Origin of the sequence: Streptomyces sp. B93, assembly GCF_018070565.1 — a bacterium.
GTDB lineage: Bacteria > Actinomycetota > Actinomycetes > Streptomycetales > Streptomycetaceae > Streptomyces.
Window position 1 is genome coordinate 91859 of the sequence record NZ_JAGPXL010000006.1, and the last position, 13859, is coordinate 105717.

The following is a 13859-nucleotide window of genomic DNA, read 5'->3' on the forward strand; positions in this document are numbered from 1 at the left end:
CCACGGCACTACGGCCGTCCTCCCGTGGTCGGATCTTCACCCCGTTCCAGGGGTGAACGCCCCCGTCCGCACGTACCGTCGAATGCATGACGCACATCGACGCGGGCGCCGAAATCGACCCTGCGCATCCCGTTCGCGTGCCCCCGCCGACGTCCACGACCGGACTCAGCGCGGCCGAGGTCGCCGAACGGACGGCCCGCGGCGAGGTCAACGACGTACCCGTGCGCAGCAGCCGGTCCCTGACCGACATCGTCCGCGCCAACGTCTTCACCCGGTTCAACGCGATCATCGGCGTGCTCTGGCTGATCATGCTGTTCGTCGCGCCGATCCAGGACAGCCTCTTCGGCTTCGTCATCCTCGCCAACACCGGCATCGGCATCATCCAGGAGTGGCGGGCGAAGAAGACCCTCGACTCCCTCGCCCTGATCGGCGAGGTACGGCCCACCGTGCGCCGCGACGGGATCGCCGCCGAGGTCAGCACCTCCGAGATCGTGCTGGACGACCTGATCGAGGTCGGACCCGGCGACAAAGTGGTCGTCGACGGGGTGTGCGTCGAGGCCGACGGCCTGGAGATCGACGAGTCACTGCTCACCGGCGAGGCCGACCCCGTCGTCAAACAACCCGGCGACCAGGTCATGTCCGGCAGCTTCGTGGTCGCGGGCGGCGGCGCCTTCCAGGCCACCAGGGTCGGCCGCGAGGCCTACGCCGCCCAGCTCGCCGAGGAGGCCTCCCGCTTCACCCTCGTCCACTCCGAGCTGCGCACCGGCATCTCCACCATCCTCAAGTACGTGACGTGGATGATGGTCCCGACCGCGATCGGCCTGATCATCAGCCAGCTCGTCGTCAAGGACAACGCGTTCAAGGACTCCCTCGCCCGCACCGTCGGCGGCATCGTCCCCATGGTCCCCGAGGGCCTGGTCCTGCTCACCTCCGTCGCCTTCGCGATCGGCGTGATCCGGCTCGGCCGAAAGCAGTGCCTCGTCCAGGAACTCCCCGCCATCGAGGGCCTCGCCCGCGTCGACACCGTCTGCCTCGACAAGACCGGCACCCTCACCGAGGGCGGCATGGACGTCACCGACCTGCGCCCCCTCGGCGGCAACGACGAGTCGTACGTCCGCCGGGTCCTCGGCGCCCTCGGCGAGTCCGACCCGAGGCCCAACGCCTCCCTGAAGGCGATCATCGACGCCTACCCGGACAGCGAGGAATGGCGGTGCACGGAGTCGCTGCCGTTCTCCTCCGCCCGCAAGTACAGCGGCGCCACCTTCAGCGAGGGCAACGGCGAGACCAGCACCTGGCTGCTCGGCGCCCCCGACGTCCTGCTGCCCGCCGACGACCCCGCGCTGGCCGAGAGCGACCGCCTCAACGAGCAGGGCCTGCGCGTCCTCCTCCTCGCCCGCGCCGCCCGCGAACTCGACGACCCCGAGCCGACGCGCGACGCCAAGCCCGCCGCCCTCGTCGTCCTGGAGCAGCGGCTGCGCCCCGACGCCGCCGACACCCTGCGCTACTTCGCCGAGCAGAACGTCCACGCCAAGGTCATCTCCGGTGACAACGCGGTTTCCGTCGGCGCGGTCGCGGGCAAGCTCGGGCTGACCGGCACGGTCGTCGACGCGCGCCGGCTGCCCGCCGACAAGGACGGCATGGCGAGCGCCCTCGACGAGGGCACGGTGTTCGGCCGGGTCACCCCGCAGCAGAAGCGGGACATGGTCGGCGCCCTCCAGTCCCGCGGGCACACGGTCGCCATGACCGGCGACGGCGTCAACGACGTCCTCGCCCTCAAGGACGCGGACATCGGCGTGGCGATGGGCTCCGGCTCGGAGGCGACCCGGGCGGTGGCGCAGATCGTGCTGCTGAACAACAGCTTCGCCACCCTGCCGTCGGTGGTCGCCGAGGGCCGCCGCGTCATCGGCAACATCACGCGCGTGGCGACGCTGTTCCTCGTCAAGACGGTGTACTCGGTGCTGCTGGCGGTGCTGGTGGTCTGCTCGCAGGTGGAGTACCCGTTCCTGCCCCGCCACCTCACCCTGCTGTCGACGCTGACGATCGGCGTCCCGGCGTTCTTCCTCGCCCTCGCGCCGAACAAGGAGCGGGCGCAGCCGCACTTCGTGCGCCGGGTGATGCGGTACGCGATCCCGGGGGGCGTGGTGGCCGCGGCGGCGACCTTCACGACGTATCTGCTCGCCCGTGAGCACTACACGGGCAGCGGCGCCCTGGACGCGGAGACCAGCGCGGCGACGCTCACGCTGTTCCTGATCTCGATGTGGGTGCTGGCGATCATCGCCCGCCCCTACACCTGGTGGCGGATCGCGCTGGTCGCGGCGATGGGCGCCGGGTTCCTGCTGGTGCTGGTGGTGCCGTGGCTCCAGGAGTTCTTCGCGCTGAAGCTGGTCGGGATGACGATGCCGTGGATCGCGGTGGCCGTCGCGGCGGTGGCGGCGGCCACCCTTGAGCTGCTGTGGCGCTGGGTGGGCCGCCGCTTCCCGGCCTAGTGGCAGCCGGTTACTTCACATCGACGAAGTCACCGGTGGCGTTGACCGCGGAGGTGCTGGTCAGCCCGGCGAAGGCGTAGCGGTAGTAGCCGTCGGCGGTGGCCTTGACCGTGGTCTTCAGGGCGCCGCCGGTGCCGGAGGTGATGGTCTTCAGGGTGGTGTAGCTGCCGGTCTTGGTCCGGTACTGGAGCTTCACCGACTGCCCGTTGAGGCCGACGTAGCGGGCGTTCGGCCAGTCGGCGCGGGTCAGCTTGCCGCTGACCGTGACGGTGGCGCCCTTGGCGACCGGCTCCGGGGAGGCGTTGACCGTCAGCTTCGCCAGCCGCTGCACTTTGTGCTTGGCGTAGAAGTCGGTGTAGTAGATCTGCTGGTCGTTGGAGAGCACGCCGACGGCCACGTTCCAGTTACCGGCCAGGGAGTTGCTGTACAGGTCGCTGCCCGGGTAGGCGGTGATGGTCAGCTTGCAGGTCGAGGTGGTGGCGCTGCTGGCGGTGCAGGTGGCGTACTCCTCGTTCGGCGGGAGGTAGCCGTCGATGTTCGTCTCGACGTCGGTGCCGTGCCACAGGTCTATGTAGGCGTCCTCGATGCCGCTCGCGTGGCTGGCGGTCACGGACACGGTGAAGGTCTTGGCGGCGGTGGCGCCGACGACGACGTTCTTGCCGGAGTTCACCGTCACCTTGGAGACGGTGGGCAGCGCGGCGGCGGTGCTGAACGCCGAACGGTTGGCGGAGACGCCGAAGCGTTCGGCGGCGCTCGGCTTGGCCAGGCCGAGGTCGCCCTGCGAGGTGGCCTGCGCGCTCGGCACGGCGAGGGCGGAGAGGGCGAGCGCGCCGGAGACGGCGGCCACGGTGGCGCGGATACGCATGTGTTTCCCCTTGGAGGAGAAGGCCCCGCCGCCTGCCGGGCCTGCGGCTCACGGAAGCGGCGGCGGGGTTCAAGTGATCGTGGAGCCTGTTGGCTCGGATGATCAGATCCGCGACGGGCCCGAATGGTTGTACGGGCCGTGAAGAAATCGTGCAGGCCACCGGGGGAGGGGTTCAGTCGAACCAGCGGTCCCGCGCCAGCTCCTCCGTCCGGGACGGGTCCTCCAGCAGTGCCGCCACCTCGAACCGGCGCGGCCACTGCCCCGCCGCCCAGGCGAGACCGGCGGCGACGCCCTCCAGGGTGGCCGCGTGCAGCACACCGTCGTCGGTGAGCCGCCAGTCGATCTCCACGCCGTCGACGACGAGTTCCTCGTGCTCGACGTACGACGCGGGCGTACGCGGCCCGAGCAGCACCCGTACCGGCTCCGGTACGTCGTGCTCGGCGCCCTCCGAGTCCACCTGGCCGGTGACGGACTCGCTCAGCCGCCGCACCTGGAACAGCTCCGCCAGCTCGGCCGCCCGCGACGGCCGTACCGGCAGCAGCGGCACCCCGTCGGTGAAGGGCAGCAGGTCGGGCGAGTCGACGACGACCGCGTCGGCGGCGTCCACGATCTCCACCCGCCCGTCGACGACGGCCCGCAGCTCCTCCGGCAGGGTCACCTGCTCGGGGTCGAGATCGGCCAGCGCGCCGTACAGCCCGTGCAGCTGGGCGGCGGTGACGGTGCGCTCGGGATCGGCGAGCCGGTCGAGCAGTTCGGCGGCTCCCCCGGGCTCGTCCAGCAGCGCGGCGACGGACGTCCGCACGCCCAGCGCCCGCAGCACCTGCTCGTCGTCGAAGCCGGTCGCGTCGGCCTCGTCGTACAGGCCCCTCAGCAGCGGGTCGCCGCCGGCGGCGAGGAGTCCGGCCGGACGGCGGCCGTCGAGCACCGGGTGCCCGCGCAGCCACCACGCCGTGTAGGGCCGTACGACCTCATGGGTGCCGTCGGGCAGCAGGACCCGCACGGGCTGCACGATCGCGTCCCGCAGCGGCGGTTTGGACAGCAGGGACAGGGCCCGCGCCCACTGGTCGTCGGCGACGAGTTCGAGATCGCGTACGGCGGTCAGCTCGGTGGCGACGGGCGGCACCGGGCTGTCGGGGAAGCGGTCGAGGATGTCCTCGCACCACACGTCCACGGCGTCCAGCAGCCCCGGATCGTCGGGCTCGGGGAAGTCACCCTCGCGGGGGTCGAGTTCGTCCGGGTCGAGCACCACGTCCGTGGCCCGCACCAGCGCGAAGTCGGCGAGGACCCCGCACGCGGCGAGCGGCTGCACCCCCCACTTCCGGGCCAGCTCGCCGTCCACGGCGGGCAGTTCGTCGGGCCGGACGACCTCGGCGAAGGGGCTCCCGGGGAACACCAGCTCGGCGGCGGGCGCCAGTTCACCGTCCTCGTCCGTCAGCGCCAGAGCGCCCAGCCAGGGCTCCTCACCGGCTTCCAGTCCGGCGTCGCGGACCAACGCCAGCACGGCGTCGGCGAGTTCCTCGGCGTCCGGGGTGTCCTCGTCCCAGGCGCCGCCGTCCTCGTCGAGGGAGGCGGCGACGGCGGCCCGCACCTGCGGGGTGGTGAGCACGGCGCGGGGCGTGGCGGGCAGCGCGCCCAGCTTCTCCAGGATCGGGTGGGCGGCGTCCGCGTGGGCGACCTTGAGCCCGAGCCGGGCCAGCAGTTCGGCGTCGACGCGGGCGGCGTCGGCGGTCGGCAGCAGCACCTGCCGGGGCCCGATGGTGGTGCGCCCGTCGGCGAGGGGCACGGGCAGCCCGGACAGCCGGTCCGGGTCGACCCCGGCGAGACTGTCGTACAGCCGCCGCCACCAGCCCGGCGCCTTCTCCAGCCCCGCGAGCCGGTCGATCGCGTCGGTCAGCGGCACCCGGGCGACCCCGAGCGTCCGCAGCTCCACGCGCCGTTCGAGCCCCGCGGGCAGCAGCGTCGGCAGCACCTCGGCGAGGACCCGTACGGTCTCCGCTCCCGCGCCCTCGACGATCTCGGCGTCCCGGGGCCGCAGGGCCTCCGGAAGGTCACCGTCCGGCTCGGCGGCGGGCGGCAGGAAGGAGGTCCGCGGCAGCCGCGCCAGCACCGCCTGCCGCAGCGCGCCGTCCAGCGCGCCCTTGCCGAGCGGCCCGGGGACGAGGCCGATGATCCCCTCCCCGACCGGCCGCCACTGGGCGAGGAGTTCGGTGTACGCGTCCGCCGCCCGCTCCACCAGGAAGTCGGTCAGCGGTCCGGGCGCGGTGTGCCGCCGGGTGCTGTCCAGCGGGAACGAGGCGATGAGCAGCGCGGGCACGCCGAGCGGCTCGTCGCTCGGGGTCGGCGCGTGCACGACGGGACTGGTCCGGGGCCGCTCGGGGGCGCCCCCGTCATCCACGGGCACGGCCCAGGTGACCGACCAGTGCGGGCGCAGCCGCTCCTCGACCGGCCGGTCGGCGAGCAGTTCCGGCGCCAGCTGTCCGGACGCCGACGCCGTACGCCACCGGGTCGTGCCGTCCCGGTCGTCGGCGACGACGGTCAGGGCGTCCTCGGTGCGGCGGCTCAGGGTGCGGACGGTGTCTCCGGTCTCGACGACGACCTCGGCCAGTCCGGGCAGGGCGAGCAGCAGGGCGTCGTCGACGGAGTTCAGCAGCCGCTCGGCGAGATCGGCGGCGGCCGGGTCGCGCAACGGCAGGATGACGGCCGTGTCGTACGGGTCGGGGGCGGTGCCCTCGGCGGCGTACGGCAGCCGCAGCAGGGGCACGTGCCCGTCCCGGCGGCGGATCTCGTCCCCGAGCCCGGGGCTGCGCTCGGCGGTCCGCGCGGCCAGGTCACGGGCCTCGGCGAGGGACCAGCGGACCCCGCCGTGCCTGCCGACGACGGCCGGTTCGTCGGTGACCGCGAGCACGGCGGCGAACCCGACACCGAACCGGCCGACCGTGGCGGCGGCGTCCCGCTTGGCGGAGGCGCGCAGGGTGGCCAGGGACTCCACGCCGGGCGCGTCGAGCGGGGCGCCGGTGTTGGCGGCGACGAGCACGCCGTCCCGGAGGGTGAGCCGGAGCCGGCCGGGCACCCCGGCCCGCGCGGCGGCGTCGGCGGCGTTCTGCGCCAGCTCCACGACGAGGCGGTCCCGGTAGCCGCCGAGGACGAGATCCTCCTCGGCGTTGGCGTCCTCCCGGAACCGGGCGGGGCTGGTGGCCCAGGCGTCGAGCACGCCACGCCTGATACGGGCGGTCCCGAAGGGGTCCGCGCCCTCTGCTGCGGGCCGCACGAACTTGCTCACGTCCACTCTCCTCGTCGGCGTGAGCACGAAGGTACCGGAGCGCCGGACCACCTCATGCCGGGGCGGGGTGGGCTCAGCCAACCGGATCGCGACCCCCAGAGGCCTAGGAGTGCCCCAGCTCGGCGGTGTCCTCGTCGGCCGCCAGCTCCGGCACCGACCCCGAGTCCCGCGAGGGGCGCAGCGGGAACGGGTCCACCCGGGTCTCGTCGATGACCGGCGGCGGGGGCACCGGCGGCTTGGGCATGACGGCGGCCTCGGAGTGGCCTCCGCACCCGTAGGCGAGGGAGACGACGCGGCCGTCGGCCGGGGAGAACTCGTTGGCGCAGACGCCGAAGGCCTGCCCGAGGGAGCCGCCGAGGGAGACGAGGAAGCCACAGCTGACGCAGGACGCGGGGGCGGCCTGGGCCATCTGGGTCTTGGGTCCGTAGGACTCCTCCCAGCGGTCGGCGGCGACATGGAGGCCGTACCGGGACAGGACCCGGGCGCGGCGCATGCCGAGTTCCTCGGCGACGGCGGCGATGGAGCCGCGGGTGGGCGCCATGGGGAGGCTGGCGGGCGGCCCCTCGGTCACCTCGGCGTCCTCGGCCTCCACCAGGTCGGCCATGTCCTGGGAGACGGGCGCGTTCGGCGGGGGTTCCTCCTCGCCGGAGAAGCCGGGTTCGAGGCGGAGGTCCTCGGCGTCGGTGGGCAGGAGGTCGCCGGGGCCCATGTCGCCGGGGCGGAGGCGTTCGCTCCAGGGCACCCACTCGGGGGCGAGGAGGGCGTCGGGGCCGGGCAGCAGGACGACCTCGTCCAGCGTGACGATCTTCGCGCGGGAGGCGCGGGCCACGGTCGCCGCCCAGCGCCAGCCGCGGTAGCCCAGTTCCTTGCACTCGAAGAAGTGCGTGACCACGCGGTCGCCCTCGGAGACCAGCCCCACGTGTTCACCGACGACGCCGGGCGCGGCCGCCTCCTCGGCTGCGGCGCGGGCGAGGTCGACGGCCTCGGCGCACAGGCGGTCGGGGGTGCGGCTTCGCGTTGTCGCTGCGCTCACAGGTATCGCTTCTCTCCTACGCCGTCTCTCGGGTGCGCCTGCCTGAAGGCGGCGGGGCGGACGGAGCGGACCGGGGGACCGCGTCGACGTCCACGCGCCATCGCACTACGAGCGCACCTGACACCATCCATTCTGCGGGATGGCCGAGATACGCACGCTACCTGTTCGTGGGCGCTTGGCCTACACCGACGGGACGGATCGCCGCCCGACGGTGATCTTTGACCCCCGTCTCTCTTCCGTGAAGTGCGGGCCATACGCGCCGTACACGCACTACACACCCCTTTCTCGGGGCACTATGGCGGGGTGGCAGCCGCGAAGTCATCCGACGGTGCCACCGGCATCGGTGGCGGCATCGGCGGTAAGAGCGCAGGTGGCGGACGTACCCGGTTCCCCGGGTCGCTCCGCTCGGTCGGCCGTGCCCTGCACTTCCCGGTGACGGGCACCGCCCGCGGCATCCGCAGGGCCACCCATGCGCACGGCGCGGGCGAGTCGGGCCTCGGCAAGCTGATCGAACTGCACGCGGTGAACGGCGCGGGCGACGTGATGATCACGGTCGCGCTCGCCTCCACCGTCTTCTTCTCCGTGCCGACGGACGAGGCGCGTGGCCGGGTGGCGCTGTACCTGGCGATCACGATGCTGCCGTTCACCCTCCTCGCGCCGGTGATCGGCCCGCTCCTGGACCGCCTCCCGCACGGGCGCCGGGCGGCGATGGCGGGGGCGATGCTCGCGCGGGCACTGCTGGCCCTGGTGCTGTCGGGGGCGGTGATCAGCGGCAGCATCGAGCTGTACCCGGCCGCGCTGGGCGTTCTGGTGGCCTCCAAGGCGTACGGGGTCGTCCGCAGCGCGGTCGTGCCCCGACTGCTGCCCAAGGGCTTCTCCCTGGTCAAGGCGAACTCCCGGGTCACCCTCGGCGGTCTGCTGGCCACGGGTGTCGCGGCGCCCATCGGCGCGGGCCTCCAGGCGGTCGGCCCCCGCTGGCCGCTCTACGGCGCCTTCGTGATCTTCGTCGCGGGCATGTTCCTCTCCTTCTCGCTGCCGCCGAAGGTCGACTCGGCCAAGGGCGAGGACACCGCCCTGCTCGCGGCGGACGAGGAGCATCTGCACGGCCCGCACCTGAAGCCGGTGAAGCGTCCCGGCCTGCGCACGGTCGGCATCGGGGTCACCCACGCGCTCGGCGCCAACGCCGCGATCCGCTGTCTGGCCGGTTTCCTGATCTTCTTCCTGGCCTTCCTGCTGCGCGAGCATCCGCTGTCGGGGCAGAGCGCGGCCGTGTCCCTGGGCCTGGTGGCGGTCGCGGCGGGCACCGGCAACGCGCTCGGCACGGCGGTCGGCGCCTGGCTGCGGTCCCGGGCGCCGGAGATCATCATCGTGACGGTGGTCGCGATCGAGGCGACCGCCGCGATCACGGCGGCAGTGTTCTTCAGCGCGTTCCTGGTGGCCTGTCTGGCGGCCCTGGCCGGTTTCTCCCAGGCCCTCGCCAAACTCTCGCTGGACGCGCTGATCCAGCGGGACGTCCCCGAACTCGTCCGCACCTCGGCGTTCGCCCGCTCCGAGACGCTGCTCCAGATGTCCTGGGTGGTCGGCGGCGCCATCGGCATCGCCCTGCCCCTGAACGGCACCTTCGGCCTGTCGGTGGGCGCCGCGATCGTCGCCGCCGGCTGGCTGGCCACCGTACGGGGGCTGCTCACCTCGGCACACCGCGGCGGACCGGCCCGTCCCCGCGTGGCGTAACGCACGCCCCGCCCCGCACCCCGCATGGGGACCGGGCCGCGACCGCCCGATAGCCTTCGGCCATGACCACGCAATCCGCTGCTGTGCGACGCCGCCGCGCCGTCGCCGCCGCCGGCGCCGTATCCGCCGGACTGCTCGTCCTGTCGGCCTGCGACAAGCCGACGCCGATGTCGACGATCACCGTCGGATCGGACTCGGTCAGCTCCGAGGCGACCTGCTACAACGACGGTGACGCCCTGAAGACCGCGGACCTCACCAAGTGCCTGCGGGACGAGGACATCGACTCGATCACGGTCGACGTCGACGAGACCGTGCGCTTCGGCGTCGACCCGGAGATCGCGGACGAGGGCTGGACGATCCTGATGAACGGTCAGCCGCTGCTCGCCGAGCCCCTCAAGAAGACGTACACGACGATCCCGGGCAGCGTGTTCTTCAACGCGCAGTACGGCGCGCAGGGCGACTCCACCCTCGTCTCCATCAAGGAAGGCGAGAAGGAGACCACCGGTCTGTGGTCGTTCAAGCTCAAGAAGGACGACTGATCACGTCCGCCGCGGACATCCTCGTGGCCACCGCGGTCCCCGCCGAACGGGACGCGGTGGCTCGGACGTTCCCGGGCCGGGTCATCGCGGCCGGGGTGGGCCCCGCGGCGGCCGCCGCGGCGACGGCCAAGGCCCTCTCCACCGCCCCCTGCGCCCTGGTGATCTCCGCGGGCATCGCGGGCGGCTTCCTCCCCGAGGCCCCCGTCGGCTCCCTGGTCGTCGCCGACGAGATCACCGCGGCCGACCTGGGGGCCGAGACCCCCGACGGCTTCGTGCCGGTCACCGACCTGGGCTTCGGCACCGTCACCCACCGTCCGCCCGCGGCACTCGTACGACAGTGCGCGACCGCCACCGGCGCCCGCACCGGCGCCGTCCTCACCGTCTCCACGGTGACCGGCACCGCATCCCGCGCGACGGCCCTGCGCACCCGCCACCCCAGCGCGCTCGCCGAGGCCATGGAGGGCTTCGGCGTCGCCGAGGCCGCCGCCGCGCACCACGTCCCCGTCCTCGAAATACGCGCCGTCTCCAACCCGGTCGGCCCGCGTGACCGCGCCGCCTGGCGCGTCGGCGACGCGCTCACGGCCCTCACCGAGGCCTTCGGGAAGCTGACACCCGTACTGGAGAGCTGGAACCCCCATGACACCCGCTGACAGGCCCCTCCAGATCGCCTACTCCCCCTGCCCGAACGACACGTTCGTCTTCGACGCCCTGGCCCACGGCCGGGTCCCGGACGCCCCGCCCCTGGACGTCACCTTCGCCGACATCGACATCACCAACGGCATGGCCGAACGGGGCGAACTCGACGTCCTCAAGGTGTCCTACGCGGTCCTGCCGTACGTCCTGGACACCTACACGCTCCTGCCCTGCGGCGGCGCCCTGGGCCGGGGCTGCGGCCCCCTGGTCCTGACCCGCGACGCGGACACGGCCGACCTCACGGGCCGCACGGTCGCGGTACCCAGCGAGAAGTCGACGGCGTACCTGCTGTTCCGCCTCTGGGCGGCGGACACGGTCCCCGGGAAGGTCGGCGACATCGTCGTCATGCCGTTCCACGAGATCATGCCGGCGGTCCGCGACGGCAAGGTGGACGCGGGCCTGGTCATCCACGAGGCCCGCTTCACCTACCAGAACTACGGCCTGCACAAGCTCGCCGACATGGGCGAGCACTGGGAGACCACCACGGGCCTGCCGATCCCCCTGGGCGCCATCATCGCCAGACGCGCCCTCGGCCAGGCCACCCTCACGCACCTGGCGGCATCGATCCGCGCCTCGGTCCGGGCGGCCTGGGACGACCCCGAGGCCTCCCGCCCCTACGTCATGGAACACGCCCAGGAGATGGACCCGGCCGTCGCGGACCAGCACATCGGCCTGTACGTCAACGAGTTCACCGCCGACCTGGGACCCGACGGCTACGCGGCCGTACGCGGCCTGCTCACCCGCGCCGCGGCCGAGGGCCTGGTCCCCGCCCTCGGCCCGACCGCACTGGAATTCCCCTAGAGCCGCCCCGCCTATACGTCGAGCTGGTCGGCGACGGCCCGCAACAGCCCCGCGATCTTCTTACCGGAGGTCTTGTCGGGGTAACGGCCCTTTTCGAGCATCGGCGTGATGTTCTCCAGCAGGGTCGTCAGATCCTGGACGATGGAAGCCAACTCGTCGGGCTTCTTCCGCTGTGCGGCGGCGACCGACGGCGTCGGATCGAGCAGGGTCACCGAAAGTGCCTGGTCGCCCCGCTGACCGGCGACGACCCCGAACTCCACGCGCTGACCCGGCTTGAGTGTCTCGACTCCGGCGGGGAGAACCGAGGAATGGACGAAGACGTCACCGCCGTCGTCGCGGGAGAGAAAGCCGAAGCCCTTCTCGCTGTTGAACCACTTGACCTTGCCGGTAGGCACGTCTGTCCTCGTCCTCGTACTCGTCGGAAAACTGCTTCTGAAAACGGCTCTTGATAGCACTGGGGCGGGTCGTCCATGACCCGCCGGTACCAAGACTATTGGTCCAGGAGCCGGTGACAAGACGTCACCCGGTTGTTCCTTCGCGCTGGGAACTACCCTGGTCCGGTGCGTGACAAAACCCAAACGAATTCCGCCGCACCCGGTGACCGGCTGATCCTCGTCGGTGCCGTGGTGTTCTTCATCGGTACCGTGGCCACTCTGGTCACGGTGGCGCCCCTCCTCCTCGGGACGACCCCATTTCCCACCTACATGTTCGGCCTGAGCATGCTCATGGGGGTCGGCTTCGCCGTCGCGGGCGCGGGCGTACTGCGCTCGATCGCCGCGGCCCGACGTCAGGCCCGGGAGGCCGCCAGATAGTCCGAAAGCCACTCGGGGAACCGCGTCAGATCCTCCAGCACCACATCAGCACCCGCACCACCGAGTTCCCCGGCGTCACAGGGCCCGGTGGCCACCGCCACCGAAAGGGCACCCGCCGCACGGGCCCCGCGCACATCCCCGACGTGGTCCCCCACGTACACACCCGCGCCGTACTCCCGCAGCGCCACCGCCTTCGCCTCCGCCCACAGGTCACCTATGACCGCGTCCGGTTCAAGACCCAGGTGGGCTAGGTGCAACTTGGCGTTGGGCTCGTACTTCGCAGTGACCACGACGGCACGCCCCCCGGCCCCCCGCACCGCGTCGATGGCCTCCCGCGCCCCCGCCATCGCGGGCGTGGCGGCGACGGCGACCGCCGGATACATCTCCCGGTACAGATCGGCCACGCCCGCCACCTCCCCCTCCGGGAACCAGTTCCGCAGCTCCTCCTCCAACGGGGGCCCGAGCCGGGTGACCGCCAGATCGGCGTCGACGTACACCCCCGTCCGCTCGGACAACGCCACATAGCAGGCGTGGATGCCGGGCCGGGAGTCGATGAGGGTCATGTCGAGATCGAAGCCGACGGTGGGGAATCCGGTCGTAAAGGCCATACGGGCCATTGTGCAGGGCGCACGAAACCGGCCGGCCGCCGGACCACGGAAGGGGCCGCTACCCCCGCCGCCGGGCCCGCCACACCAGAAAGACGGCGGAAGCGACGGCGGCCCCCCGCACGACCCACGGCCAGGTCTCCCCCACCGCGCCGCTCATCGCGCCCTCGGCGACGGGCTCCCCCCACCGTCCCTCGCTCCGCCCCCACAGCCACACCGCCCCACACACGAGGGCCATCGCGGGCAGCCCCATCACGGCAACCCGCATCTCGGTACGGCTGAGCCGCCGGGACAGATAGACGATGACCCACCCGAAGGCGAGCGCGACGAGGTTCCCGAGCACGGCCCCCACCACGAGCAGCGCGGCGGCCCCCAGCAACAGCGGACTGCTCCACCCGCCCAGCGAGGGCAACCGCACCCGCCGTTTGACGACGGGGACGGCCTCCTCGACCTCCTCGGCCTCTTCAGCGGGCTCCTCCACCGCGGGCTTCTGAGGCCCGGGAGGCTTCAACAGCTCAGGAATCTCGACGCCCCCCACGAACCCGGGAACCCCGTCACCCCCCAGCGCCCCCGCGTCCACCCGCCACCAGTCGGGCTGCCGGGGCGCGACAACGGAAGCGGACGGCTCCTCCCGCCGGGGCCCGGGCTCGGGCGCGGGCTGCACGGGCACCGACACCTCGGCCTCGACGCCACCGCCGCCGCCCCCGCCTCCCCCGCCGCCCCCTTCGTCCGCGGCACTGACCACGTCGTCGGGGCTGCCGATCCGCCCGAGAATGCGCCGGACGGCCGCCGGACTGTCGACCACGGCCTTGGCCCGCCGCCGATCGATCTCGTCCCGCAGCTGCGACACGAGCCGCATCCGCTCGGCAGAGGGAAGCTGCCGCTGCTGCGCCACATCACCGACGCGGCTCAGATACTCGTAGACGACCTTGTCGCTCTCGATCCCCACGCGGACGACGGTAGCGCAGCACACCCCGCGGAACCCGAGCCGCGCACCGGACCGTAGAAACGTTC

At 72.7% G+C, this 13859-nt stretch carries 12 protein-coding genes; 6 read left to right on the forward strand and 6 right to left on the reverse strand.

What is annotated here, in order from left to right; genetic code table 11:
* Positions 1 to 86: 86 nt before the first annotated feature.
* Complete coding sequence (locus KBY47_RS08015; protein WP_210920270.1) at positions 87 to 2486, forward strand: HAD-IC family P-type ATPase; 2400 nt, start codon at positions 87 to 89, stop codon at positions 2484 to 2486.
* A gap of 10 nt (positions 2487 to 2496) precedes the next feature.
* Here the strand turns inward: KBY47_RS08015 and KBY47_RS08020 are convergent, their stop codons facing one another.
* The 3 genes from KBY47_RS08020 to KBY47_RS08030 form a co-directional block, all read right to left on the reverse strand.
* Positions 2497 to 3351, reverse strand: coding sequence for a DUF5707 domain-containing protein (locus tag KBY47_RS08020; RefSeq protein WP_210920271.1), 855 nt, complete (start codon positions 3349 to 3351; stop codon positions 2497 to 2499).
* 172 nt (positions 3352 to 3523) lie between these two features.
* Positions 3524 to 6631, reverse strand: coding sequence for a sacsin N-terminal ATP-binding-like domain-containing protein (locus tag KBY47_RS08025; protein ID WP_210920272.1), 3108 nt, complete (start codon positions 6629 to 6631; stop codon positions 3524 to 3526).
* Positions 6632 to 6734: 103 nt separating this feature from the next.
* Entirely contained in the window at positions 6735 to 7664 is a 930-nt protein-coding gene (locus tag KBY47_RS08030; RefSeq protein ID WP_210920273.1) for a DUF3027 domain-containing protein, read from the reverse strand.
* Positions 7665 to 7967: 303 nt separating this feature from the next.
* Between KBY47_RS08030 and KBY47_RS08035 the strand changes: the two genes are divergently transcribed.
* The 4 genes from KBY47_RS08035 (at position 7968) to KBY47_RS08050 (ending at position 11428) form a co-directional block, all read left to right on the forward strand.
* On the forward strand, positions 7968 to 9395 hold the full coding sequence (locus KBY47_RS08035; protein ID WP_210920274.1) for an MFS transporter: 1428 nt from the start codon (positions 7968 to 7970) through the stop codon (positions 9393 to 9395).
* Between the two features lie 62 nt (positions 9396 to 9457).
* Positions 9458 to 9934, forward strand: coding sequence for a DUF2771 domain-containing protein (locus KBY47_RS08040; RefSeq protein ID WP_210920275.1), 477 nt, complete (start codon positions 9458 to 9460; stop codon positions 9932 to 9934).
* Positions 9904 to 10584 carry a futalosine hydrolase gene (locus KBY47_RS08045; protein ID WP_308405082.1) on the forward strand — a complete coding sequence of 227 codons (681 nt, stop codon included), beginning with the start codon at positions 9904 to 9906 and terminating at the stop codon, positions 10582 to 10584. The genes KBY47_RS08040 and KBY47_RS08045 overlap by 31 nt, the downstream gene beginning before the upstream one ends.
* A complete protein-coding gene (locus KBY47_RS08050) occupies positions 10571 to 11428 on the forward strand; it encodes a 1,4-dihydroxy-6-naphthoate synthase (protein WP_210920276.1) in 858 nt (285 codons plus the stop codon). Before KBY47_RS08045 ends, KBY47_RS08050 begins: the two co-directional genes overlap by 14 nt.
* Positions 11429 to 11439: 11 nt before the next feature.
* Here the strand turns inward: KBY47_RS08050 and KBY47_RS36980 are convergent, their stop codons facing one another.
* On the reverse strand, positions 11440 to 11823 hold the full coding sequence (locus KBY47_RS36980; RefSeq protein ID WP_210920277.1) for a cold-shock protein: 384 nt from the start codon (positions 11821 to 11823) through the stop codon (positions 11440 to 11442).
* A 165-nt stretch (positions 11824 to 11988) separates the two neighbouring features.
* On the opposite strand from KBY47_RS36980, the gene KBY47_RS08060 reads away from it, so the two are divergent.
* The gene (locus KBY47_RS08060; RefSeq protein WP_210920278.1) at positions 11989 to 12240 is read left to right on the forward strand and encodes a hypothetical protein; all 252 of its coding nucleotides are present in this window, start codon (positions 11989 to 11991) and stop codon (positions 12238 to 12240) included.
* Here the strand turns inward: KBY47_RS08060 and KBY47_RS08065 are convergent.
* Both KBY47_RS08065 and KBY47_RS08070 read right to left on the reverse strand, forming a co-directional pair.
* The gene (locus KBY47_RS08065) at positions 12216 to 12848 is read right to left on the reverse strand and encodes an HAD family hydrolase (protein ID WP_210920279.1); all 633 of its coding nucleotides are present in this window, start codon (positions 12846 to 12848) and stop codon (positions 12216 to 12218) included. The genes KBY47_RS08060 and KBY47_RS08065 overlap by 25 nt on opposite strands.
* 58 nt (positions 12849 to 12906) lie before the next feature.
* Positions 12907 to 13794, reverse strand: a complete 888-nt coding sequence (locus tag KBY47_RS08070; protein ID WP_210920280.1) for a hypothetical protein — start codon at positions 13792 to 13794, stop codon at positions 12907 to 12909.
* Positions 13795 to 13859: the final 65 nt, after the last annotated feature.